Here is a 25,261-nt window from a genome sequence, read left to right as displayed (position 1 = left end):
AGTGATGACTATAAATAAGCAGTTAACTGCTACCGAGCAAATCAATCAGCTGGTCAGTGAATATAACTTCCCGTTAAGCGTAGTCGAAGATATACATTACCGCCTGCTATGTAGTCAGGATGAACATTATGTACAGCTGCAGCTGAGATATTTACAAAACTTAATTAAATATACCGAAGTCGAAAGGAAGGGGCTATAAATCATGAATGAAACTATCAAAAAATCTCTCTCCATGAAGAATGAATGGATTGAGAATAATAAAGAAAAAGTATTGAAACAGCTTGATAAGGACATTCTCAAGGCTGGCGCTAAGGGAAGAACTTACTTGGAATACCGTTCGCACATGCCTGGTACGCCTGATTGCATCACGGCTTTTATGGTTGGGAACATCAAAATTATGGCCCAAATGATTAATGAGAACTACGGAGACGATGTAGTAGTGATGTATGACACGCACCAGAGTGAGTATCATGATATCCAACTTAAGATGGATTGGAGTAAATCAGATGATAAATAGAGTGGTATTAGTCGGACGTCTAACTAAAGACCCTGAATACAGAGTCACACCATCAGGCGTGGCAGTGGCCACGTTCACACTGGCAGTCAACCGCAACTTTACTAACGCGCAGGGCGAGCGGCAGGCAGACTTTCTGAACTGCATCATCTTCCGCAAACAGGCTGAGAACGTCAACGCTTACCTCAGCAAAGGCAATCTGGCAGGAGTGGACGGCCGTCTGCAGTCACGGTCCTATGATAATCAGGAGGGCCGCAAAGTATATGTGACTGAAGTCGTCTGTGACTCAGTGCAGTTTCTCGAGCCGAAGGGCAGCAGAGAGAAGCAAGTGGAGGATATCTACAACGAATATACAGGCGGAGAGGCACAGGGAACAAACACAGCCGCTTCCGCTGCCAGCTCAAATCTAGCACCAGGAGCAGGCAACAATCCATTCGCAAATCATACAGGGCCAATAGACATCAGTGATGATGATATGCCGTTCTAGGAGGAGAAAGAATGAGACTGAAATTTAGAGCGTGGGATAAAAATCGCAAAGTAATGAGAACGGTTAATGTCATCAGCTTTGTCGAGAATGTTGCGGGACTGATCGATGGTTACACAAACTCACTGGATAACTTGATCATCATGCAATCTACTGGACTGAAAGATGTAAATGGCGTGGAGATTTATGAGTCACACATCGTAAAAGAGAGATGGTCGAATCAATATGGCGAGCATGAAAGAACGCAAGTTGTGAAATGGAATGAAAAGACACTTGGATGGAACATATTCAATCCGATTGCTACTTCTACAAGCATGAATTATGAAATCATCGGCAACATCTATGAAAATCCTGCGTTGTTAAAAGGAGACGAACATGAAACTATTTGACCGCAATGAAAAATTTATTGCTCATTACTCACATACAAGAACCAATGCTATTTTTATGATTCTGCCGCACAGCGTCAAACTGGAGGGACTGCCGAAGCCTGGCAGTTCCAGCGGCCGTGCAAACGGCTACTCATTTACACCTGAAGAGTTTGAGCAGCTGAAGGAATTAAATAATCTCATGACAGAGCATGATTTGAAGCAGCCAAGTATTTTTGACTTTATGATGCATCACACTTGATAAGGAGGGCAGACATTGAAACCATTGCCATTTAAAGAATTGAATTTAGAGACCTATGCCAGTCAAATATTACAGAGATATAGACGCATGACCGGATGTGATTACGAGTTTTTAAACGAAAATACAAAGCGGCTGACCATATTTAATATTACAGGCGGGCCCAAGCATATCAGAGGAATCAGCTGGAATGAAGTGGCTTATCAGCTGAACGCCATTATGAACGACGGGCTTTTCAGACGGAAACACAGACCTAAAGAGAGATGGAATGATATTAATGGCCAGTACCATTAAAAGCCTGAATTACATGCACCAGTTTAATCTCATAGTCAAACAATCCGCTGCAAAGATAGCAGCAAGGAATAAGGGGGAACAGCAATGAACCATGAATATGATTTGAACCGCAGCTCTATGTCACATTACCGATTGGACCGTCTGATTAATAATAAAAAACGGAAGAGAAAGACACTAGGACGTATCTTAACTGAGACAGTCCTGACTATCGCAGGATGGGAAGCGGGCAAGGCAATGGCCAACTATTACATCACCTGCACGAAGGCTGACGCAGTCGATGGCCCGAAAGATTACGTGAGCGAGAATCATTTGAGACCAAGATTTCTGAAATGAGGGATGAATCATGAAAACAGCAGTCATCAATCGTCTATCAGTGGGAGCTGTCATCGAAGACAAGAAGTCATTTGAAGAATTTAAGATCACATCACTCAGCAAGCACTACGTCTATTATCAGAGCATCAGAGGCCCTCAGATTTCCGGGGCAATACCTAAACCAGTATTCCATGATGACTACACCATAATACGTGAAGGGTGGAAAAAGGCATGACACATAAAGTGTATAGCGGGATCTACAAGAAAGCGAACATCAGAGTATATGGCAGGCACACTGTGGTAAACGGCAGGCACTATATTAGAGTGGAAGCGGGCCTTATGTACCCGGTTGAACGCGAAAGCATTCGTGAAGAGAAAGGCAAGGTGGATTAAATGACACTTTGAAGACTGGTACAAAAAAGAGAATCTCGAAAAACAAGTTAAGGAATCCGCGTCAAAAGGATATAACGGTTATGTTATCGACATTGTTCATAGTGATAAACGAACACAGTTAAATTTGCTTTTTAGTCATCCGCTCTTCAAGGAGAAATTACAGAACCGTTTAGGTGAAGGATTTACGATTGAATATGTTAATAAAAGGGTCCCTTATAAACACTCTTTTATAGATGTGACATTGTATAGAGCTGAAAATTATTTGAAAGTGGGGTGGAGTAGATGATTAAGATTAAACGTACGGTGGAGATGAACTTGTGGGAACTGATTAAGTGGGCATTTGAAAACAACATCCATAGCATAACGTTCGCTAGTAACAATAATAAAGGTATTCATTAAAGAGGCATTGTTTGGTACATATCATAGTAAAAAGCCTGATATTGATAATCTGGTTAAGACCGTGCTGGATGCTGCTAACAAACATATATGGATAGATGATGGTCAAATCGTATCAATGGTGACTGAGAAGCGGTATGTACGAGAGCCTAAGATATTGATGACAGTTGAAGAAGTATAAGGAGGAGAACTGACTATGGAGTATATTGCAATATTGTTGATGCTGATAACGATTGTCTGTTGGATGATTTATGAGCGCTATAAAACAAAGCGGTTGATCAAAAAAGTAAAAGAGGAGGATGAGAAATATAGACGTGAGATGGCAACGTCCGAGAAGCAGCTAACTATCGTGCCAGAAGTAGAAGAAGTCAAGCCGCTTCCAGTGTTTCATCAGTATCACGATTTAAGTGAAAAACCACATAAAACTTATCATCAGTGCAGCGTATGTGAAAGCTATAACATCACGCGCTATAACACCTTTGTTTACTCTTTTCAGGATATAAATAGTCCTATACTTTATTGTCAGGATTGTGGAACAAAAGGAACGAACAGAAAACACGATCAGGGGGAAATAGAATGAATCTAAACACATATCAGGAACTTGCAGGACGTACACACAACAAATCATTAACGCAGACAGAATCATTAACTAACTATGCACTCGGACTTACAGGCGAAGCAGGGGAAGTAGCAGACCAGATTAAGAAGCATGTGTTTCATGGCCATCAGCTGGACCGTGACGAGCTGAAGAAGGAGCTAGGAGACGTGTTATGGTACATTGCTAACCTTGCTGCAGTCAATGGTATAGAGCTGGCAGAAGTAGCGGAGTTGAATATCAATAAATTGAAGAAGCGGTACCCCGAAGGATTCAGTCAGGCAGACAGTATTAACAGGGAGGATATCTAATGTGAAGCCGTATAAGAAGCAGCATATTATAAAACATGCACTGGAACATTATATCAAAAGACCTGGAGCAAGTGATGAGGATTTAAATCAGGAAAAGAAAGTGCTGGAAGAAGTGAAGGCTGACATTCAGCAGATGAAAGAACAATATAACATCAAATAAAAAAAGAGCCTTCTCGGCTCCTGGTAAATATATTCGACACCTATATTATAACACGGAAGCGGGAGGGCTATATGACAAATTTAGTATTGGATATGCAGCACTTGGACTTTAAACAGACGCGTACGAATGTATATAACTTATTCAGACGCTATAATAAGCTATTAAGGATTGCGCCTGTCAGATCTATGCCGTCAGTCACACAGTCATTCAGCTTCATCCCACCGGCAACGACGATGACATTGAACGGCATTGAAGCGGCTGCAGAGAAGAATATATTGAGACAGAAGTTACTGGATGAACGCAAAGATCTATTAAATCGCATGCATGCTGCTATCGACAATCTTAAACCGGAAGAAAGATATATCATTGTACATAAGTATCTTCAAGATGATTTAGGTAGCGACTATGAAATATATACAGACTTAGGTGTAGGAAAGACTAAGTATTATACGATTAAGAATGATGCCATCATTAGACTCGGCTTCTTCTTGGGAGTGGAAGTGTACCATGATGAAACAACTGAAGCGGTTAACTGATAGACCCGGTATATGCCGGGTCCTTTTTATTTAATCAGAATATAATTGTATAATTGCATTGTGGATATTTGTCCATAATAAAAAATAAGGGATGGTTATTAATGAATATTTTTGATGATTCAAACAGAAGATTTAAGATGAGAAAAGAAGAAGAATCGAAAGCTTTAGCCACAGAGAAGGAGAGGATCGCTAATTTAAAAAAAGCAGAGATAAAATTGTTGAATGAATTTAGAAGTTATATTGGAAAGATGGCGACAAGTATTAAAGCATTGGGCTATTCCACAACAGACGGATCAATGACGGATAATCCAAGCCTGGCAGTTTCTAAAAATTATAACATCGGTTTTGATCCCGTTAAACTTTCCTATAGTGTATCGACATCTAGTGAAACAGCAGGTACATTATATGTTACTGTAACTAAACTCGGATCAGACGAAGTAGAACAGATAGAATACCACCTCAAAGAAAATGGGAATGTTGATTTACCTGATGATGAAGGGTTTAATTTAGAACAAGAAGTCATTAAACATTATGAGATGGTATTAAATCGTATGTAATAACGCGAACTTTTAGCGAACAATAAACGGACAATCTGCGGACAAATCATTGGCTAATAGCTGATATACTATTAGTGTAGATTAATATATAGACAGATGAAGCGGTCATGCTTTGTCTGTCTTTTTGTTTGGGGTGGATGCGATGGCCAGTAAGTCTGAGAGCATATGTAGTCATCCTGGTTGCAGTAGACTGACAGCTAACAGCTACTGTGATCAGCATAGTGATGTCATCAAGTCAGTGCATAAGACGTATAACAACGAGCGTGTTGATGTAGATGAAGTGGCATTCTATAACACGAGTGAGTGGAAGAGTGTGAGAGTTGCTGTCTTGCAGCGTGACTTCTACTTATGTCAGCAGTGTAAGGCTCAAGGCATTACGACTGTGGCCAACACAGTGCATCACATTGTCGAACTGAAGGATGACTGGGACAAGCGACTTGATATGACTAACCTTGAGACAGTGTGTACTGCATGTCACAACAAGGAGCATGTCAAGGTTAAGAAGGGACTAGGCACAAGCACTCAGAAGCATGTCTATGTGGTCATGGGACTACCTGGAAGTGGCAAAAGCACGTTTATTGACCTTAACAAGGACGAGGGCAGAGACATCGTGATTGATATAGACAAACTCATTTCCGCTATGACAGGCAGGCCGCTTCACGACCGTCAGCATAGCGCCTATGACGCTGTCAGTATGGCAAACGACATGGTTGATGCAGTCATTGATAACATTGTCCTGGATAAGTACAACTTCAAGTCGGTATGGATTAGACGTACTGCTATTACACCGGCACAGGCCAGTAAGTTAAAGACAATCGGTGCCAGGTTCATTTGTATGGACCGAAACCGCTTCGTCTGTGAGAGGCACGTGAGAGACACGGGACAAACGATAGCGCCGAATGTTTTCACGCAAATTGAAATGAACATCGAAAAAATTAGAGACAGAGTCACCGTCGAAACTTTCACGGCGTTCCAAAAAATGCAGAAATAATTTTTCTCGGATGATACCCCCCTATCTAAATCTCTGGAAAACCAAACGAAAACAACGGCGCCCCAGCTCAGCGCACACAAAATTCGCTCAAAAAAAATTCATATTGGGCAAAAATCGATAAGGAGGTGATGCTGTGGGCAATCAGGCGATACCCATCGGTCTGCAACTAATACACGGTAACAAAAACCGTCGTACCAAGGATGAAATCGAACGGAGGCAAAAAGCAGAAGCAGCATTACAGGCTGCAAAAGACAAATTAAAGCCGCCGCCCTGGCTCGATAAAGGTGCGAAAAAAGAATTTAAATATATCGTTAGTGAGATGGCTGAACTGGATGTGCTGAACAACTTAGACGTTCATGCGCTGGCCATGTATTGTGATGCCTATTCGAATTATGTAGAAGTCACAAAAGCGATTAATGAGAACGGACTTATCCGAAGAGTACTCATAGATGTTGACCAGGAGACCGGTAAGAACATTTATATGAATCAGATGGATAAAGAGTCGATACTGCGCAAGAAACAATTCTACGATCAGGTCAGACAGCTCGGAACTCAGTTTGGATTCACGCCGTCTGCCCGGGCTAAGATGGCGCTCGCACAGGCGAAATCAATGGAAGAAGGGGAAGATGAAGATTTTGGTGATGTATAATGGCTGAACTTAAAGATTACTTAATCAAATATTCTAACGACGTATTGAGCGGAGATATTGTTGCTTGTGAAAAACACAAGTGGGCATGTCTTCGTTTTTTAAATGACATCGAACGTGAAAAGCATAAACAGTTTCCTTATGTGTTTGATGAAAAGAAAGCATTGAGATTCTTGAAATGGATGACTAAGTTTAACCACACTAAAGGTCCTCTTAGAGGAACGCCGATTGTTCCGGCACCCATTCAGATTTTCATCTTCTCAAACATCTACGGCTGGGTTCACTATCAGACCAGGTACAGAAGATTCAGTCTTGCTTACTGGCAAGTCGGTCGTAAGAACGCTAAGTCACAGTCGCTATCATGTGTCGGTAGTTACGAAGCAAGTGCACTTGGTGAAGGTATGTCTGAGGTATATATCGGTGCAACAAAAAAAGAACAAGCTGACATCATATATAACGAAATGGCAGCACAGATTAAACAGTCTGAGTTTCAGGAAAAATTTGAACCGAAGTATGGAAAGATTATGCACAAAAAAACAGCATCAGTTATCAAATCATTATCTAAAGAAGATAACAAAAAGGGTGATGGTTTCAATCCACAATGTGGACTGATTGATGAGTATCACTTGCATGATACGACCGAGGTATATGATGTCCTTCTGACAGGTATGGGGGCCCGGTCGCAGCCTTTAATGTTTATCATCACAACAGCCGGCAGTGATCTTAATAAACCTTGTTATACAGTTGAATATGATTATGTAACAAAGATATTGGATCCCAATATACCTATTGATAACGATAACTACTTTGTGATGATCAATGAACTGGATAAAGACGATGATATCAAAGATGAGCGGAACTGGTTCAAAGCTAATCCGATAGCAGCATCTCACGAAGAAGGTATTGAATATCTACGTAAGATGATGAAGCGGGCACTTGATATCCCATCGTACATGAAGACATTTCTCACTAAAAATATGAATATCTGGGTCGATGCAAAAGACAATGGCTATATGAAAATGGATAAATGGCATGCATGTGGTTCTGATGAAGCGCCGTCACTTGAAGGTCGTGAATGTTATGTCGGTGCCGATTTATCTAAGAAAATTGACTTAACCTCACTTAGCTTTGTTTTTCCTAATTCTGATGGAACGTTCGATATCAGATCGCACTCATTTCTTCCGGAAGAAGCGTTGAAAGAACGTGAGAACACTGACAGAGTTCCGTACTCTATGTGGGTGGATGAAGGCTATCTGACAGATACACCTGGAGAAGTAGTCGACTACAACTTCATTGAAGAGTATGTCGCAGTCTATGCAGCGGAACGAGGTTGGAAGGTCAGAGAGATTTGTTATGACCCATATAATGCGACACAGTTTGCAACCAATATGCAGTATAAGGGTTTCAAAACGGTCGAAATTTCACAGAGTATGAAGACATTAAGTGAACCAACTTCTTACTTCCGTGAATGCGTTTTTAAAGGGAAAATCAGGCACGACAATAATCCAGTACTCACTTGGGCGATGTCAAATGCCATTGAAAGACAGGATGCCCAAGGTAATATTATGCTGGACAAACAAAAATCTAAGGATCGTATTGACCCTGCCGCGTCTGTGATATTCGCCTTTGTAAGGGCGATGATTGATGAAGGACCATCAATCAATGATCATATCGCAAGTCAGGATTTCACTTTCTAAGGTGGTGATGACGATAGAAAAGCTAATGGCCTTATTATGGCTATTCATAGATGACATTCTTCTGGTAGTCGGTATGATTTTTATCTGTATAGCAGCATTTAGATTTGATTTTGAAGTAGGATTGCTGATGCTGGGTATTTGCTTCGTCCTGCTGGCCATACTAGCAGGAAGGAGGTGAGTAAATGTTATTAAGTAAAAAGGCATCACGGCCACGGAATGAGACGTATACAGGTAATCTGAACTGGTTTAACACTATGTTTAATACAGATACGGCTGGTCGCATTGATGAGGAAACTGCCATCAGGACCAGCGAAGTGTATGCATGTGTCACAGTTCTGGCCGATGACATGGCCAAGTATCCGATATCGTTGCTGGCCAAGAAGGATAAAAAGATTGAACGTGAGACGGATCATCCGGTCTATCATCTATTGAAGAAAAATCCGAATGAGTATATGACAGCCTTTGTCTGGAAGCGATTGATGGTCACGCATATGATGCTCTATGGCAATGCATACTGTTATATCACTCGCAATACAAGGGGACAGGCGACTGAAGTGCTGCCGCTAAACCCGCTGACTACTGCCAAACGGTATGACATGGACAAGAAGGAATATATGTACGTTACACAGCTCAATAATAAGAGTTATGTAATTAGTTCGGATGATGTCCTTCATTTCATGGGTCTAAGTCTTGATGGTCATGTTGGATTGTCACCGATCCAAGTCATCAGGCATAACTTGTCTACGAACATCGGCGGTAACAAACATCAGTCGAGCTTCTACCGGAAAAGTGCCATTCCTCGTGGTATCTTGAAATCTACTGAGCTTATCAATAAGGAGAATAAAGATAAATTACGAGAAGCCTGGTATGAAGTCAACAATGATGAAGACATAGCAGTGGTAGACGGTGCGCTAGAGTTCCAGACAATCACGATTCCACAGAAGGATGCACAGTTCATCGAATCCATGAAGTTCAATAAACTACAGATTGCCAGCATATTTAAAGTGCCTCCTCACAAAGTAGGTGAGCTGGACAGAGCGACGTTCTCTAATATTGAGCAGCAATCGCTACAATATGTCATCAACACTATTCAGCCACTCGTCACCAATTTTGAAGAAGAGCTGAATACTAAACTTCTGAATATAGTAGATGAACAAGCCGGTCGTTATTGCAAGTTCAATCTTGAAGCGGAATTGCGTGGTGATTCTGAGAGCCGTGCAAAGTTCTACGAGACGATGCAGAAGATTGGATCATATAGTATCAACGATATTCTTGGTTTTGAGGATATGGAATTACTGGATGATGATATCGGCAATATGCGATTCGGTAACCTGAACCTTGTGCCGATTGACATTATGCGAGATTATCAGTTGTCGAAAGCAAGAGGTAAATCATCAGATAAAGGAGGTGAGAATGATAATGCCGAAGAATAAGAACAAATTTTACTCAATGAAAGTTCTTAATGAATCTACTGCAGAAGTCCATATCTACGGAGCGATTGAATCTGAAGGATGGTTCTCTGAAAGTAGCGCTCAGCAGTTCAATGATGAACTAAAGTCTTTGGGTGATGTGAGCAAGATGAATGTTTATATCAATTCACCAGGTGGTGACGTATTTGAAGGACAAGCAATCTATTCAATGCTTAATCGACATAAGGCTTACGTTACTGTATATATTGACGGACTGGCTGCCTCCATAGCGTCTGTGATTGCAATGGCCGGCGACAAGATTGTAATGCCGAATAACGCGATGCTGATGATTCACGACCCTTGGACGTTCGCAATCGGCAATTCGCGTGAAATGCGTAAAGTTGCTGACGACCTAGATAAGATCAATGAATCTATCGTCAATACGTATCTAAACAAGACGAACGATCAGACAACAGAAGAAAACATCCGAACGATGATGCAGGAAGAGACCTGGCTATCAGCTGACGATGCTAAAGCTTACGGCTTCATTGATGAAGTGACTGAAGCGGTTAAAGTCGCAGCAAGTATTGACCGTGAATATGCAGCGAAATATAAGAACACTCCTAAGAAGTTAACGCAGCAAGATGATCTGCAATCTGAAAAGGCTCAGGCATACAAGGATCTGATTATCAGTATAGCCCGGTAGCCGGAGGTGATCATATATCTTGGTGAAGCTGAACACCAGAAAAAATACAGTCAAAGACATACCAAATGGTGATGTCTATTTTTTATGCAAAAACTAAAAAAACAGGAGGAAATATGCATGAAATTTAAAGATTTGCAGGCTTTAAAAGCACAAGCAGTAGATGCAGCGCACGACTCAATTGATGCCGGCGATATGGACAAATACAAGGAACACAAAGCAGAGATTGACAAAATCAATGCACAGATTGAAGCGTATAGTGAAATTCAGGAAGCAGAGAAAGTAAACCAGGTACTTGACTTCAATCAAATGCCAAAAGATCCTGTCATCCAAGACAAACAGACAGAAGTTAAAAGTTTCGTTAACTTCATGCGCACGGGACTTATCTCTGACGCTATGGTTGAAAAGGTTGATGAAGATGGTGGGCTTCTTGTTCCGGAAGATATCTCATTCAAGATCAATGAATACAAACGCGAGTATGTATCGCTTGAAGACTATGTCAATGTAGAGCCTGTGTCTCGACCGAAAGGATCTCGTCTTTATGAAAAACTTTCAACAATGACACCGTTAGTCGCTGTTGAAGAAATGACTGAGATTCCTGAAATCGAAGGACCAGGATTTGAACGTATTAACTTCATGGTAAAGAACTACGCAGGTATCCTGCCGATGTCCAACGACTTAATCCAAGATAGTGATGAAAATGTAGTAGCCTATGCTGCGCGATGGGGCGCTCGTAAATCTGTTGTCACTCGTAACTCACTGATTCTCAGTTTGATTAAACAGCTGCCAGTACAAGCTATCAATTCTGTTGATGGTATCAAGACAGCTATTAATGTGACACTGGACCCAGTATTTCATGGCGGTGCAGTTATTATCACAAATCAGGATGGATTCAATGTGTTGGATCTTCTTAAATACGAAGATGGAAAATACGTGATGCAACCTAATCCTATTGACCCGACAAAGAAACAGATTGAAGGTAAAGATGTCATTATGTTTAGTAATAAGGTACTGCCGTCAAACGCAGGTAAAGCGCCTATTATCATCGGGGACTTGAAAGAAGCGATTACATTGTTTGACCGTCAGCAGCAATCCATCTTGACAACGAATATTGGTGGCAAAGCGTTCACACGTAATTCTACTGACATGCGATTCATCGAACGCGAAGATGTTAAGTTCGTTGACAAAGAAGCGGTTGTATACGCTGAAATCGATAAGAACTTCACAGTTGCTGCACCTGATGTAGTGTAAGGGGTGATGGATAGTGGCGGAAACTGAATTGCTGGATGATGTTAAAGAGTTTATGAAGATTGACGGTGATGAGGAGAACGTCACTGTTAAGTCACTCGTGATGGCTGCCAAGCCTTTCATCTACTCCAAGACAAACTATCGATTTGATTATTTCAAAGATTTAGAAGGTAAGCCCATGGAAAATGCTCAGGCACTTCTTGCGCTGAAAATGCTATGTCTGCACTGGTATGAGAACAGGGAGCCGGTTGGTTCTGGTGAACTGATTGCAATGTCCCTGAATTCGATGATCATCCATCTGCAGATTGAGTATGGAGGTTTTGATTATGCCGCGATTTAAGAAGCGTCAGTATACTTCCGAGAAAGTTGGCCAGCTGGATAAACGTCTGACGTTGTATACCACGGATGATATATCAGACGATGGATGGTCAAACACAAGTGAGACTGAAGTCGGAAAAGTCTGGGCAGAGTTAATTGATAATCGTTCAGTTGATTATAATGCGACTATTCAGACTGGTACTAACAATCTCCTGCAGTTCCGTATCAGGTACAAGTCGGGCATTACAACTGATATGAGCGTCAGATATAAAGGTGAGGCATACGACATCAAGAATATACTCGAAGCAGATGAACGTCAGAAATATATGTACTTAGTGATCGAGAGGAAAACATTATGAGTCTTGACATCAGTAAGTTTGACGACAGTGGAATTAAGCAGTTGCTGAAGAGAGTCAACGGTTCAAGTGACAAGATTCTTATGGCAGGAGCAGAAGTCCAGTACGATCAAATCAAGAAAGATATCTTCGTGGATGAAGGGACAGCGCGAGACAGGCTGTCTATCGGTGAGCCACATCGTGAGAATGGTGAACTTGTCATAAAGATAGGTTGGCCGAAAGGAAGCGGCGTTGAATATCGTGCTCACTTCGTGGAGTGGGGTACTGTCCATATTAAACCACAGCTGAAGATTACAAGGGCAGTCAAACAATCAGAGAACGCTAAACGCAAGGCGATGATTGACGTGATGAGAAAGGAGTATGGTCTGCATGGATGATCCGTATAAATTTATTCGGGATTTACTCATTAATGATGCTGGGGTGGTTAACTTAATTCCACCTGGTAATATCAGAATACTTGATATCCCGGAAACGATGAAAGCCAAGACGCCATACATTCGTCTCACTGTGTTAGATACGCCAGATCTTGAATTTGGAGATGGCGATATCAGAGCAGCCGGCGTTTATTATCAGATTGATATCTGGCAGACGAATGGCCTTTTGACCCTTGGTAATAATATTAAGAAGTTACTCAAACAGAACGATATTAGATTTGTAGATAGCTTAGAACCGCACACCGAAAAAGTTGCTGATAACGTTATGGTCTATAGGGACGCAAGACGTTATTTTTATGCATATGAACTAAAAGAAAACGAAATATATTAAATATAAGGAGGCAATAATATGCCATTAGTAAAAATTACTGAAACATTAGGATCTACAGTTAACATCAGTGGATTTCACATTGCAGAGTTATTGACTGACGAAGTTGGACAAGCTGCTACTTACGGAGATATTCAACACGTCCGTGGTGCACAAGATATCAAAGTTGATAAGGATCAGGAGAACGTGGCTAACTGGGGTGACGGTGAGAAACAGGAAGAAGCTGTCTCTCAAGGTGACACTAAAGTAGATATGCAGGCATTCGCGATTCCATTAGATTTACGAGCATGGTTAGCAGGTCTTGAAGTCTCTGAGGACGGTCTGGTTACTCAGTACGGTGGTGTTCTGAATCCACCTAAAGTAGGAACAATCTTCTACAAAGAACGCGCTAACAAAGATATTGAAACGATTGGATTTACACGTGGTACTTATGTAGTTGGCGGTGATGAAGGTAAGACAGCTGAAGAAAAAATTCAGTTTGGCAATGCATCAATGAACGGTGAATTCTCTCAACGTCATTCAGACAATATCAAAGAACGTCGTCGTTACATCAAAAAAGATGATTACGCGACACTTGATAAGTTTTTTAATGAAGTATTCAATAAACCAGCACCCGTGACTGCTCAACCTAAAGGTTGGAAGCCACGTCCGGAAATCGTTTAAGGAGGAATAAATAATGGCAGAAGCTAAAAAAACAACTACTAAAACTACAGCAGCTGAAGATGTGGTGGAAACTGCAGTAACTGACAAGAAATATATTGTAATCCGTGCATTTGCAGATGCTCAGGACAATAAAAAAGAATACAAGGTCAATAATATTTATCCTAATCCAGCAAACAAAAAAGTGAGCGAAGAACGTATTCAAGAGCTGCTTAGCCATCCAAACGGTAAATCGTATATTAAAGAAGTAGAAGAAAAATAATAAAAGGGGTTCGCTCCCCTTTTTATTTTGCGCAAAATAAAAAACTATAAATGAAAGCAGGAATCCGAAATGACAGAAGTAGTAAACAACGAAGTAGAAGTAAAAGAAGAAGTTAAAGCACCTGAGTTTGAATTCTTGAAAGAAGTAACCCTGGAGAATGCACATGGTGCTGAGAGAACAATTACAGCACCACGCACTGTACCAGGTCGCGTCTATCGTAAGGCCATCTCTCTTGGTTATAAAGAGCGTAAACTCATGTATAAAAATGACGGAGAAGGTAAGTACGAACGTGATGAAGAAGGTAGATTCATTCCAAACGAACCGACTGAAGAAGCAGAACTGGAACTGTTAGATTTGTACGAAAACTTCTTTGTAGAATACTTCAACAATCAGTTCACAGTCGAAGAATTACGTGAAGGATTAGACGCACGTAAATACCAAGAAACTTTGAATCATGCGTATTACAGCGCAATGGGAAACCCTACAGTACCAGTGAAGAAGTAGATGAATCAGATGATAGCTCTGAAGAGTTATCTGAACAGGAAATGCTAAAAACACTGGATAAGAATATTGCACTAATAGCAAAGTACTTCAATATCAGTCCAGCTGAAATAATGGACGGAGATTTTCACTTCTATATGCATCAGTACAATCTATCTGTAGAAGATGAAGTAGAAACAACTAAAACTAAAAAGACTAAAAGAGTTGAAAGCCTATTTGATGCCTTCTGATGAAGGTTTCTAATAGGCTTTATTTTTTTAGGAAAGGAGGAATCATATGCCATTAGGAACAGAGCCGGTAGGTAAAACGGTCGTTACAGTTGGTCTTGATGATACACAGCTGAAGCAAGGCCTCACGAATTTGAACGCTCAGATGAAACTTGCTGATAATACATGGAAGTCATCACTTTCTACTTTTAAGCAGTCAGATCGTAGTATCGAAAAACTAGCGACTAGCGTCGAAGGTATGAACAAAAAGCTGGAGATACAGTCCAAGATAGTCGATGCACATCAGGAGAAAGTATCAAAACTTACTGCTGAATATGGTGCGAACCATACAAAGGTCATCAAAGCGAATGCGGAGCTGGTTAAACAGCAAGGTGTATACGGTAACTTGAAGAGGTCTATCAGTGAGATGACTGATGAGATGAAGCAGTCATCCGTTGAACAGAAGAAAGTTGAAGGACAGCAGGCGAAGTTACTGAAGCAGGAACAGGAGATGGCCCGTAGCAAGGCGACACTCCAGGATAAGATGAAACTCGTTGATGCAGAGTGGCAGAATAACTTGTCCAAGATGAAACTGGCCGGTAATCAATATGGCCAACTTGAAGGTAAGATCAAGTCACTCAACGATAAGATGGAGCTTCAGAAGAAAGCAGTCTATGCTCAAGCTGCAGAAGTACGAAAGCTCACTAAAGAGTACGGTGAGAACAGTGAGAAGGCAGTCAAAGCAAACACTGAGCTTAAGAACCAGACAAGAATCATGAATGAGCTTAAAGGTGATATTGCAGCGACAACAAAAGAATTACAAGACTTTAATAAAGCTGAGGCCATTAAGAACTCACCATTTACACAACGCCAGAAGGAACTGGAATCCTATTCTTCTAAATTGAAGTCCGTTGGAGATAAATGGACGTCTACCGGGCAGTCAATGTCTTTAGCCGTTACTGCACCACTCGCTGGTATTGGTGCGATGGGTGTCAAGACAGCGATGGACTTTGATGCACAGATGTCACGTGTCGGCGCAATCTCAGACACGACAGGTGCGAAGTTTGAAGAAATGAAACGTGTCGCAATGGAACTCGGCGCATCCACAACTAAGTCAGCGTCTGAAGTGGCCAAAGGTATGGAAGAGATGGCTGCCAAAGGTTATGATGCGAATCAGATTATGGCAGCGATGCCTGGTATTATATCAGCAGCAGAAGCATCCGGGAGCGATATGACTCAGACTGCGAATGTTATGGCCAGTGCAATGAATGCCTTTGGTATCGAAGCTGGTAAGTCATCTCATGTAGCTGACGTACTCGCTCAAACTGCCAATCAATCAGCTGCTGATATCACTGATATGGAGTATGCACTAAAATACGCCGCGGCTCCTGCAAAGTCACTCGGTATGAGCCTTGAAGAAACGTCTGCTTCTATCGGTATGATGGTTGATTCAGGTCTGAAGGGTGAACAAGCTGGTACCACTTTACGTGGCGCATTACTGGGCCTTCTGGATCCATCGGAAAAGAACGCTAAGCTCATGAATAAGATGGGCGTGGAGGTTTCAGATGCATCGGGTAATTTCGTCGGTATGGAGCAACTGGTTCGCAATCTGGAAAGCTCAATGGAAGGTATGACTGATACACAGAAAGCAGCTAACTTATCGCAGTTGGTTGGTAAAGAGGCAGTATCAGGTATGCTCGTTATGATGGAGCAAGGTCCTGATAAAATCGGCAAGATGACAAAGTCACTCGAAGAGTCAGACGGCGCATCACAGAAAGCCTCTAAAGCTATGATGAACAATCTTAAGGGTGCAGTAGAGGAAATGGGCGGCGCCTTTGAGACTGTTGGCATTCAAATCGGACAGGATATGACACCATATATCAGAGAACTTGCGAATGGAGCGCAGTCTCTAGCTAATAAGTTTAGTGAATTACCAGATTGGGGCAGAAAAGTAGCAGTCGGAATCGGTGTATTAGCGGCTGCTACAGCACCTGTGATTGTTAGTGTTGGATTAGTTGCAAAGGTTGCTGGTTCAGCGGCTGATGGCTTAGCCCGTCTATCTGGTAAGTATGCTGTCAATACAGTAGCAGCAGAAGCAAATGCGGCTGCAAACTTGGCAGCTGGTAAATCGTTAGATACGGGCGGTAAATTAAATAAAGGTCTTAATGCATCATCGGGTGGATTTTTAACATTTAGTAAACGTGCCATAACTGCTGGGAGATCTGCTAGTACTTTATCTCGTGCAGGAGGTCTACTATCACGAGGTCTCGGCCTGATCGGAGGACCTGTAGGGATTGCAGTTACAGCAGCACTCACTGCGATTGGTATCGGATTTAAGTATGCTTATGATCACGTTAGCTGGTTTAAGAAAGGCATAGACAATACTGGATGGGTCTTAAAGAATCTTGCTGGCGAATGGGTCAGAGGCACCAAAATGATTGCAGGGACTGTATCTAATTGGGGCCCTGTTAAAAAGGTTGTTGAAGGACTCGGTGTCGCAGCTGACTATGCAAAAGAAGGCTTCGATAAATTTAAAAATGTTCTAGCAGCTCCGTTTAAACTATGGTGGGATGGTCTTGAAGAAGGATTCACCTGGTTTAACAATATCGTTAAAAAATCTGATGGCAATTGGAGTCAGTTTAAAACTAACTTTGCTAATGCGAGTAAAGAGTGGGCTGTCAATACACTTGAAGATATTAAAACCGGTTTTAACAACGCTGTTCAGGGATCTAAAGAATGGCTGAGTGATACTGGCCAAAAGATGCAAGAAGGACTTGCTAAAGGTCAAGAAGCTGTTAAGACCTGGGCTCAGAATTTCGGACCGAAGTTCCAGACATGGCTATCCAGCTCCAAGGCATCCATCGCGAAATGGGGTCAGGACACTGCAGGCAAGATCAGTGCAGGACTGCAGACCGGTCAAAGCAAGGTGAAGAAATGGGCGGAGGACTTCGGACCGAAGTTCCATACATGGCTATCCAGCTCCAAGGCATCCATCGCGAAATGGGGTCAGGACACTGCAGGCAAGATCAGTGCAGGACTGCAGACCGGTCAAAGCAAGGTGAAGAAATGGGCGGAGGACTTCGGACCGAAGTTCCAGACATGGCTATCCAGCTCCAAGGCATCCATCGCGAAATGGGGTCAGGAAACGAGCGGTAGAATTGCATCCGGCATGGAATCGGGCAAGAAAACGATTAAGCAGTGGGCTGAAGACACGGGTAGTAAAATTGGCGGCTGGCTGTCTACTTCTAAAAAAAGTATTACAGACTGGGGTGCCAAGTTACCAGATCAGATTAAGACAGCTTACACTAACGCTAAGAACGCTGTGACACAGTGGGCAGAGACCCAAAGCAAAGAGAATGCTAAATTCTACATGCCTATCCTTAAAGGAATAATTGATGATATCAAGAATTTTCCTTCTAAGATCAATGCGTATAAAGAGAGCTTTAAGAATAATATGAGCAACTTCTTCAGTGGTGTATTCGCCGGTAATAAAGAAGACGGGGGTCCATTGAAGTCTTGGACATCTGGCGTAGGTAAGTGGTTGAGTAATATTCCAACGCTATTCGGTCAGAAGAAGACAACGGCTAAGACGGCTGCCAATAATTTCTTCAGCGGTGCATTTGCTGGGAATAAAGAAGGCGGAGGTCCGTTGAAGTCTTGGACATCTGGTTTAGGTAAGTGGTTGAGTAATATACCGAAGCTACTTGATCAGAAGAAGCAAGCAGCTAAGACGGCTGCCAATAATTTCTTCAGCGGTGCATTTGCTGGGAATAAAGAAGGCGGAGGTCCGTTGAAGTCTTGGACATCTGGTTTAGGTAAGTGGTTGAGTAATATACCGAAGCTACTTGATCAGAAGAAGCAAGCAGCTAAGACGGCTGTCAGCAATTTCTTTGTCAATGCCGGGCAAGGCATAACAGGTGAAGGAAAAGGAATGTCTTCATGGGGCAAACGCATCAAAAACTGGTTCACTGGTCTGCCTGGTCGTATTCAGTCATCATTTGATACCATTAAAGGTAATGTCTCTAAGACAATATCAGGTATCTTCAATCCTTCACAAAGGGATATGGATGCGGCCTCGGCTAAGTTTGGTTCAAAAGCTAAGTCAGCAATTACTAAACCGTTTAGCAGCAAAGAGAATAAAAAAGATTTTAGTGACAAACTCGGTAAAATGATTGTTGATGGCGTGGGGTATGCACTTGGATTTGCAGCAGTTGCATTACTCGCAACAGGTCGTGAAATCATCAAGCGCATGGCCAAAGGTATGAATACATCTGTAGAGGATTCATTGCTTGGCGGACCACTTAAAAAATTCTTCGAATGGGTGCCACGTAAGTTTAAGGAACTCGTGTCTCCAGCATCCAAGAGCGCACAGTCCATGTGGAAGGGTGTCACCGGATGGTTCAACGAGACGAAGAAAGACGGCATGAAATCTGTCGGTGATCTTTACACAAGCACTAAAGATAAGTTTATTGATTCAAAAGACTCTGCGATTTCAAATGCTAAAGGTATGTGGAAGGGTGTCACCGGATGGTTCAACGAGACGAAGAAAGACGGCATGAAATCTGTCGGTGATCTTTACACAAGCACTAAAGATAAGTTTATTGATTCAAAAGACTCTGCGATTTCAAGTGCTAAAGGTATGTGGAAGGGTGCCACTGGCTGGTTATCTAAAACTAAGACTGACGGCTCAAAAGCAGTAGGAGATTTTTACATTAAGACCCGTGACAAATTCAAAGATGCACGCAATTCAGCAGTTGCAAACTCTAAGTCGCTCTGGAAGGGCGTCTCAGGCTGGTATGAGGACACTCGTAAAAACGTCAAATCAAAAGCTGAGAAAATTTATGGATCCACAAAAGAGAACTTCCGTTTAGCTTCCATATATGCAGTCGGTAAATCTAAAGATATGTGGAAGGGTGTTACTGGCTGGTTCGGCAATCTAAGAGACGATGGCATCAGAATTTTTGAAACGGCACGTGGCAAAGTAGTTGGAAAATTTGAAGACATGTACAACGGGGCTAAAAAGTGGATTGACAATATCGGCACATTTATTTCCGGCTCTGTTACTGGCTTAAAAAATAAAGCCTCATCCCTCGGCAAATCCGTAGCCAACGGAGCAATCAGCGGACTAAATAAAATGATTGGCGGAATCAATACGATTTCTAAAGCCATCACCAAGAAGGATCTTATGGATAAGATTCCAGAACTTCACACTGGAACGCGTGCTTCTTCTGCAATTGTTAGAAACGGTGCAATCGCACGACCTACATTAGCTATTGTAGGTGATAAAGGTTCTGGTAATGGCCCTGGCGGGTACCGTCGCGAAATCATCGAAAAAGCAAATGGCACTAAGTACCTTACGCCTGCAAAGGATACGCTGGTCAGACTCGATAAAGGCGATAAAGTACACAGTGGACGTAAAACACATGCATATATGAGCCGTCTGCCACACTTCGATAAAGGCACAGATAAAGATGATTTCTGGACCAACGCAAAGCAATTTGATATTCGTGGCATGGCAGGTAATGCGATGGACGGTATCGGAACTCTTGGCAAAAAATTTAAGGAAACTGTAGGTGCAGTCAAGGCTAAAGCCGGAGATATTATCGGAGATGTTATGGATTACATTAAAAATCCAAAGGCCTTGCTTGATAAAGTAATGGGCAGCATGGGTATTGACTTCGGCGGTCTGGGAATGACGGGTACAATGGCAAAGCTGGCTTACAGCAAACTGAAGATTATGCTACAAGGAAAAATCAAGGAATGGTTCGAATCTGCAGGTGGTGGTTACAATCCATATGCTGCGTGGACTAAGACACCTGGACGTGGCTGGGCACCTGGCGGTCACGCTGGTATTGACTATGCGATGCCTGCCGGCACGCCTATCCCGTCACCTATCACCGGTGAAGTTATTCAGTCATGGTTCTCACCAAATAAACCTTCAGGTGGTAACGAGATACAGATTTATGCTGATGGTTTTACACATATTCTGATGCACATGCTGGAAGGCAGCCGTAAAGTTCAGAAGGGGGATCGTGTTACTGCAGGTCAGATTGTCGGTAAAGTCGGTAACACTGGTAACTCTTTCGGCGATCACTTGCACTGGCAGGTCAATAAAGGACGCGGATACCTCTACAACGAAGACTCTATCGACCCGGAAGTTTGGGCGCGTAAGTATGCGAAAGGCAGCGGTGGTTCAGGTAGCGGTAACTGGGCGAGCAAGATTCGTCAGGCAGCCGCACAGATGAAACAAACGGTAACTGACTCTGATGTCAGTGCCATTGTTGCACAAATCAATCGCGAATCTGGTGGACGAGAATCAATTGTTCAATCTTCTAGCTTGCGTGATGGAAATTATGGTGCAAATAAAGCACGTGGACTTCTGCAATATGTCCCGTCGACATTTGCTAATTATGCGGTTAAGGGATATGACAATATTAATAATGGTTATCATCAGTTACTTGCCTTCTTCAATAACAGTAACTGGCGTCGTGATAATCCGGGCGGTCGTTCTGGTTGGGGTCCTTCAGGTATGCGACGTTTTGCAAACGGCGGCATCATTCAAAATGAAACCGTGATCGCAGGCGAAGAATATCCAGAGATGATTATTCCGCTCGACCCACGTAAGAAGCATAGAGCGCGGCCGTTACTTGCACAGGCCAATAACATTGTTAATGATGATAAGTTTATCAAGTTATCATCCGGAACAACGAAAGCAAAGTCCACTCGTACTCACAATATTGTTTGGGGTGACACGCTTTGGGACTTGGCCCGTACATTCGGTACGACCGTCAAGGAGCTTAAGCGTGTCAATGGCCTGACGTCTGACATGATTTATGCCGGACGCAAACTTCTAGTGCCGGTCAAGTCAGCTGTCAAGTCTACATCCAAGTCATCAGCTGTTAAACGGCCGCAGACTACACGAGTCACTAACAGGGCAGGTATACTGCGCGGCATCTCTAACAATCTCATGCGCAGAAGCCGTACAACCAATTACTCCGGTCTTGTTAAGAGTTATAGTGACATCGGCTCGCTTATGAGTGCCGGCTTGAAGAACATCTATAAAGATAGCCCTGAGACGATGCTTAAGAACATTCAGGCTGTTAGAGCGAAAGTCAATAGCATCATCAAGGCAGACCAGGCGAAAATAGCTGCCAACTATGCCAAGGCCCGTAAAAGTAAAGGCAATAAGAAAGTCATTGCTGATGTCCGTGCTGAGAATAAAGCGATTCAGTCTCAGATTGATTACCTGAATGCCGTCAAGCGTAACGAAGTGCTTAAGAGCAATGTGATTGAGAACATCGTCAAGAAGCGTTCTGCCATCAGTACACAGCTTGCTGCTAAACAGGGTAAGTACAAAACCACACTTGAAGAAAAGGCCTCTCTTAATACATCTGTTCGCGATGCTTATAAGAATTACGGCGGCTTTGGTGCTGCATCAGGTAACTCAACAAAAGACTTTATCTCAGTGATGAACTATCGTTACAAGCGTATGCTTGAGTTCCATAACGATTTAGTCAGACTGCGTAAGCTTGGACTGGATCCACAGATTCTACGCGAACTGATTGAAGGCGGTGTTGAGAACTCCTACGGTAAGGTGAAAGTATTGCTTCGTGGTGGCAAGTCAGGTATTGCATCTATCAATAACATGCAGCGCAAGATTAACAAACTGGCGAGCGATTCCGGTAAGTCAGAGTCAGGTATCATCTATGACCCGTCAATCATCAGTCAGGCCAAGCAAATTAAGAATTTAAACAATCAAAAGACCGGCTTAGCTGCAAGCAGTAAAAAGTACATGACAGGCACTAAAAAGGTGATACCTCTGCCGACAGCGAAAAAGAAGCAGGTAGCAAACAATGCGACTAAGGCTATCGTGGCCACTGCCAAACGTCTGAATGTCGTTGGTAAGAATGATGTCTATGCTCAGCAGTTAGACCGTAAGATTGAGCAAATTAAGAACGACAGAAACAAATCGAACGACAAAGTGATTGCTGATCTGCAAAAAGAACTGGGCAAACAGAGCAAGAACTTCGACAAAATTATTGACTTGATGGCCAAGATCCTTGATAAGAATCCGAACATCTTGATGGACGGCTACAAAGTATCAAAGCAGGTCGATAAACATCAGGCTACAAACGCGAAGACATCAGCAAGGAGGAAGACGTCATCATGAGAATAAGGTCTACAGGATTTACTTATAATGGCCGGCATTCACTGACCTATGAGCTGAGGATTACGGAGCTGGCCACTCCTAATCCGGAGGCCATTGAGATACGGGATAAAGTGCCGCACATGGACGGTGATTATGATTTCTCTGCAATATCCGGACGACAGCGGTATAACAACCGTGAGATAACAGTCAAAGGTTATATCCAGATGGGACGCAACACGAGTCAGTTTCAGACGAAGCGGGAACTGACAGCGTGGCTGCTGAACAAAGGATGGCTGCAGCTTGTGCTGGATTATGAGAAGGATTACTACTACGTCGCTAAATGTACTAGTTTAAACTTTGAACATGACATCGCAAAAGGACATCTGAACGTTGACTTTAAGTTTGAGGCTAAGCCTTATGCGGTGAATATTATTGATGGAAGCGAGGTCCTCTAATTGTATAAGGTAGATATCTATGAAGATGGCGGACCTCGTTCCACTATCTTCAATTATTTATCAAACGATAATTTGTTGAAGTCTGGAACCCTGGAGAAAGCAGTGGATGCGATTGATGAATTTAAATTCGATATGATCCATCACAACTTATATATCGGCTCATTAAAAACGCTCATTGAAATACAGAATCTCAAAAACAACGAGATTGTGTTTCGCGGGCGTATTTTATTGCCGTCAAACCAGATGAGTGAGGATGGCCTGTATGACTCCGATTACACAGCTGAAGGTGCGATGGCTTATCTGCACGACAGCTATCCATCTTATGCAACGTATACCGACTATACGCCAAGGCAATATTTATCGGCGCTATTATTAAAGCACAATGCGGCAGTCGAGCCTTATAAGCAGCTCAAGCTGGGGAATGTTACGTTCACTAAAAAGGCGGAGACGTCGTCGGACCCGTCATATGACACCACGCGCTATGCCTATACGACACCTGAAAAGTCCACGATGGATCACATACGTGATGATGGCGTTAATCGGTGGGGTGGTGAGATTTATGCGCGATATGAATCGGACGGTACGTATATTGACTGGCTCGATGAAACGACTGTCGTAAAGACAACACCTTTTAGAATCGGACGTAACATCAAATCCATTAAGAAGACGATTGATCCACTGGAGGTCATCACAAGACTAATACCTTTAGGCTCAGCAGAAACGAATCAGTATAACCAGCAGGCACGTATAACAATCGATTCAGTCAACGGCGGCAAATCCTACATTGATATCCCGGCACTCATTAAACTCTATGGCATTCAGACGGGCACAGAAGTATTTGATGATAAGGATTCGCCGGAACTCGTGCTGCAGGCCGGACAAGCAAAGGTCGCAGAGATTAAAAAGCAGGTGGCTAATGTTCAGATTGACGTCAATGTTCTGGACCTTTCGACCATAGACCTGGAGCCTGACGAGATACAGCGTGGAAACAAACATAGGTGCTATGTGGACGAGCTTGGTATTAACGGCGAAGTGTTAAGGATTGTGGCTACGACAGAGGACATCATGAACCCGCAGAACAAGTCTATCCGGATAGGTGAGCGGCCGTTGACGTCTGCGGAAGTACAGGCACAGCAAGCAGCGGAAAAGAGTCGACTGATGGAAAGACGATTGACCTCAACAACCAACGATATTAAGAAAGAAGTCAATTACCATCAGGAAGTTATTACCGGTAAAGTCCGAGGTGTACTGACGGTTACTGACGCCAACGGTTATCAACCTATTAAAAATGGTGTAACACAGTTTAATCTGGCAGTCTGGCGGTATCATCCGCAGTTTAAAGTGGCCGGGGTCAATCAACCGGAGGATAGTGTATTTTTCGACACGCAAAACACAGAACCATCTGTGTTTGATGCCTATCAGATTGTGCCGCAACAAAGCTATTTAAAGATTATCCTATCGTGCTATATAGATACGCCGGGTGCAACTGGGATAGTGGAAGTTATCAACTTTAGAGGGGCAGAGACCAAGTTTTATCAATCAGCGACCATCACGTCAGTTGGGTCCGGCAATCAGCAGCAGGTGACACTGACAGTCGACCTTCAGCAGATTACGAGCGAGCGTCTGGACTTCTACCTGCGATTTAATTCTGCGACACCTGGAGCGACAATCTATGCGCGCGAGATGTTTGTCGGCACTACTAATACTAATCTATAGGAGGAT

Annotated in this window: 32 protein-coding genes; all 32 read left to right on the top strand. The window is 42.7% G+C overall.

Translation table 11 applies throughout. From position 1 onward, the window contains the following. The first annotated feature begins 4 nt into the window (after positions 1-4). The 32 genes from KFV11_RS08585 (at position 5) to KFV11_RS08430 (ending at position 25,255) form a co-directional block, all read left to right on the top strand. Positions 5-199 (top strand): DUF6877 family protein, encoded by a 195-nt coding sequence (locus tag KFV11_RS08585; protein ID WP_367305192.1) that lies wholly within the window; start codon positions 5-7, stop codon positions 197-199. A gap of 3 nt (positions 200-202) precedes the next feature. Beyond that, positions 203-517 (top strand): hypothetical protein, encoded by a 315-nt coding sequence (locus KFV11_RS08580; RefSeq protein ID WP_149459403.1) that lies wholly within the window; start codon positions 203-205, stop codon positions 515-517. Continuing rightward, positions 507-1,001, top strand: a complete 495-nt coding sequence (gene ssb, locus KFV11_RS08575) for a single-stranded DNA-binding protein (protein ID WP_254249734.1) — start codon at positions 507-509, stop codon at positions 999-1,001. The genes KFV11_RS08580 and ssb overlap by 11 nt, the downstream gene beginning before the upstream one ends. Positions 1,002-1,012: 11 nt before the next feature. Then, complete coding sequence (locus tag KFV11_RS08570) at positions 1,013-1,387, top strand: YopX family protein (RefSeq protein WP_254249733.1); 375 nt, start codon at positions 1,013-1,015, stop codon at positions 1,385-1,387. After that, a complete protein-coding gene (locus tag KFV11_RS08565; protein ID WP_254249732.1) occupies positions 1,374-1,625 on the top strand; it encodes a hypothetical protein in 252 nt (83 codons plus the stop codon). The genes KFV11_RS08570 and KFV11_RS08565 overlap by 14 nt, the downstream gene beginning before the upstream one ends. A gap of 15 nt (positions 1,626-1,640) precedes the next feature. After that, positions 1,641-1,916 (top strand): hypothetical protein, encoded by a 276-nt coding sequence (locus KFV11_RS08560; RefSeq protein ID WP_254249731.1) that lies wholly within the window; start codon positions 1,641-1,643, stop codon positions 1,914-1,916. 84 nt (positions 1,917-2,000) lie between these two features. Continuing rightward, a complete protein-coding gene (locus KFV11_RS08555) occupies positions 2,001-2,249 on the top strand; it encodes a hypothetical protein (protein ID WP_254249730.1) in 249 nt (82 codons plus the stop codon). Between the two features lie 10 nt (positions 2,250-2,259). Next, positions 2,260-2,463, top strand: a complete 204-nt coding sequence (locus KFV11_RS08550) for a hypothetical protein (RefSeq protein ID WP_149459397.1) — start codon at positions 2,260-2,262, stop codon at positions 2,461-2,463. Further along, positions 2,460-2,621 (top strand): hypothetical protein, encoded by a 162-nt coding sequence (locus tag KFV11_RS08545; protein ID WP_254249729.1) that lies wholly within the window; start codon positions 2,460-2,462, stop codon positions 2,619-2,621. The genes KFV11_RS08550 and KFV11_RS08545 overlap by 4 nt, the downstream gene beginning before the upstream one ends. A 406-nt stretch (positions 2,622-3,027) precedes the next feature. Next, positions 3,028-3,198, top strand: a complete 171-nt coding sequence (locus KFV11_RS08540) for a RusA family crossover junction endodeoxyribonuclease (protein WP_436970199.1) — start codon at positions 3,028-3,030, stop codon at positions 3,196-3,198. A 15-nt stretch (positions 3,199-3,213) separates the two neighbouring features. Beyond that, positions 3,214-3,597, top strand: a complete 384-nt coding sequence (locus KFV11_RS08535; RefSeq protein ID WP_254249728.1) for a hypothetical protein — start codon at positions 3,214-3,216, stop codon at positions 3,595-3,597. After that, positions 3,594-3,923 carry a nucleoside triphosphate pyrophosphohydrolase family protein gene (locus KFV11_RS08530; protein ID WP_254249727.1) on the top strand — a complete coding sequence of 110 codons (330 nt, stop codon included), beginning with the start codon at positions 3,594-3,596 and terminating at the stop codon, positions 3,921-3,923. Before KFV11_RS08535 ends, KFV11_RS08530 begins: the two co-directional genes overlap by 4 nt. 1 nt (position 3,924) lies before the next feature. Continuing rightward, positions 3,925-4,083 (top strand): hypothetical protein, encoded by a 159-nt coding sequence (locus KFV11_RS08525; RefSeq protein WP_254249726.1) that lies wholly within the window; start codon positions 3,925-3,927, stop codon positions 4,081-4,083. A 71-nt stretch (positions 4,084-4,154) separates the two neighbouring features. Next, positions 4,155-4,619: an ArpU family phage packaging/lysis transcriptional regulator gene (locus KFV11_RS08520; RefSeq protein WP_254249725.1), complete on the top strand. Its 465-nt coding sequence runs from the start codon at positions 4,155-4,157 to the stop codon at positions 4,617-4,619. Positions 4,620-4,720: 101 nt separating this feature from the next. Next, complete coding sequence (locus tag KFV11_RS08515; protein WP_254249724.1) at positions 4,721-5,176, top strand: hypothetical protein; 456 nt, start codon at positions 4,721-4,723, stop codon at positions 5,174-5,176. Between the two features lie 142 nt (positions 5,177-5,318). Next, positions 5,319-6,167, top strand: a complete 849-nt coding sequence (locus KFV11_RS08510; RefSeq protein WP_254249723.1) for an HNH endonuclease — start codon at positions 5,319-5,321, stop codon at positions 6,165-6,167. Positions 6,168-6,300: 133 nt separating this feature from the next. Beyond that, complete coding sequence (locus KFV11_RS08505; protein WP_254249722.1) at positions 6,301-6,816, top strand: phage terminase small subunit P27 family; 516 nt, start codon at positions 6,301-6,303, stop codon at positions 6,814-6,816. Continuing rightward, positions 6,816-8,510, top strand: coding sequence for a terminase large subunit (locus KFV11_RS08500; protein ID WP_254249721.1), 1,695 nt, complete (start codon positions 6,816-6,818; stop codon positions 8,508-8,510). Before KFV11_RS08505 ends, KFV11_RS08500 begins: the two co-directional genes overlap by 1 nt. Positions 8,511-8,692: 182 nt before the next feature. Continuing rightward, complete coding sequence (locus KFV11_RS08495) at positions 8,693-9,943, top strand: phage portal protein (RefSeq protein WP_254249720.1); 1,251 nt, start codon at positions 8,693-8,695, stop codon at positions 9,941-9,943. Next, positions 9,924-10,625, top strand: a complete 702-nt coding sequence (locus KFV11_RS08490) for a head maturation protease, ClpP-related (protein WP_254249719.1) — start codon at positions 9,924-9,926, stop codon at positions 10,623-10,625. The genes KFV11_RS08495 and KFV11_RS08490 overlap by 20 nt, the downstream gene beginning before the upstream one ends. 117 nt (positions 10,626-10,742) lie before the next feature. Next, complete coding sequence (locus KFV11_RS08485) at positions 10,743-11,873, top strand: phage major capsid protein (protein WP_254249718.1); 1,131 nt, start codon at positions 10,743-10,745, stop codon at positions 11,871-11,873. A gap of 13 nt (positions 11,874-11,886) precedes the next feature. Continuing rightward, entirely contained in the window at positions 11,887-12,210 is a 324-nt protein-coding gene (locus tag KFV11_RS08480) for a head-tail connector protein (RefSeq protein ID WP_254249717.1), read from the top strand. Next, a complete protein-coding gene (locus tag KFV11_RS08475; protein ID WP_254249716.1) occupies positions 12,197-12,547 on the top strand; it encodes a phage head closure protein in 351 nt (116 codons plus the stop codon). Before KFV11_RS08480 ends, KFV11_RS08475 begins: the two co-directional genes overlap by 14 nt. Then, the gene (locus KFV11_RS08470) at positions 12,544-12,921 is read left to right on the top strand and encodes an HK97-gp10 family putative phage morphogenesis protein (protein WP_254249715.1); all 378 of its coding nucleotides are present in this window, start codon (positions 12,544-12,546) and stop codon (positions 12,919-12,921) included. The genes KFV11_RS08475 and KFV11_RS08470 overlap by 4 nt, the downstream gene beginning before the upstream one ends. After that, on the top strand, positions 12,914-13,309 hold the full coding sequence (locus tag KFV11_RS08465; RefSeq protein ID WP_254249714.1) for a gp17 family tail completion protein: 396 nt from the start codon (positions 12,914-12,916) through the stop codon (positions 13,307-13,309). Before KFV11_RS08470 ends, KFV11_RS08465 begins: the two co-directional genes overlap by 8 nt. Positions 13,310-13,327: 18 nt before the next feature. After that, positions 13,328-13,969 carry a major tail protein gene (locus KFV11_RS08460; protein ID WP_254249713.1) on the top strand — a complete coding sequence of 214 codons (642 nt, stop codon included), beginning with the start codon at positions 13,328-13,330 and terminating at the stop codon, positions 13,967-13,969. 13 nt (positions 13,970-13,982) lie between these two features. After that, positions 13,983-14,228 carry a hypothetical protein gene (locus tag KFV11_RS08455; RefSeq protein ID WP_254249712.1) on the top strand — a complete coding sequence of 82 codons (246 nt, stop codon included), beginning with the start codon at positions 13,983-13,985 and terminating at the stop codon, positions 14,226-14,228. 69 nt (positions 14,229-14,297) lie between these two features. Then, positions 14,298-14,732 carry a phage tail assembly chaperone G gene (gene gpG / locus KFV11_RS08450; RefSeq protein ID WP_254249711.1) on the top strand — a complete coding sequence of 145 codons (435 nt, stop codon included), beginning with the start codon at positions 14,298-14,300 and terminating at the stop codon, positions 14,730-14,732. Between the two features lie 41 nt (positions 14,733-14,773). Next, on the top strand, positions 14,774-14,959 hold the full coding sequence (locus tag KFV11_RS08445; RefSeq protein ID WP_254249710.1) for a hypothetical protein: 186 nt from the start codon (positions 14,774-14,776) through the stop codon (positions 14,957-14,959). Between the two features lie 46 nt (positions 14,960-15,005). Continuing rightward, positions 15,006-23,105 (top strand): phage tail tape measure protein, encoded by an 8,100-nt coding sequence (locus KFV11_RS08440; protein ID WP_254249709.1) that lies wholly within the window; start codon positions 15,006-15,008, stop codon positions 23,103-23,105. Then, the gene (locus tag KFV11_RS08435) at positions 23,102-23,539 is read left to right on the top strand and encodes a hypothetical protein (protein WP_254249708.1); all 438 of its coding nucleotides are present in this window, start codon (positions 23,102-23,104) and stop codon (positions 23,537-23,539) included. The genes KFV11_RS08440 and KFV11_RS08435 overlap by 4 nt, the downstream gene beginning before the upstream one ends. Beyond that, positions 23,540-25,255: a phage tail spike protein gene (locus tag KFV11_RS08430; RefSeq protein WP_254249707.1), complete on the top strand. Its 1,716-nt coding sequence runs from the start codon at positions 23,540-23,542 to the stop codon at positions 25,253-25,255. Positions 25,256-25,261 lie beyond the last annotated feature (6 nt).

Source organism: Macrococcus equipercicus, assembly GCF_024205945.1.
Classification (GTDB): domain Bacteria; phylum Bacillota; class Bacilli; order Staphylococcales; family Staphylococcaceae; genus Macrococcus; species Macrococcus equipercicus.
This window is presented reverse-complemented; position numbering and strand designations above follow the sequence as displayed.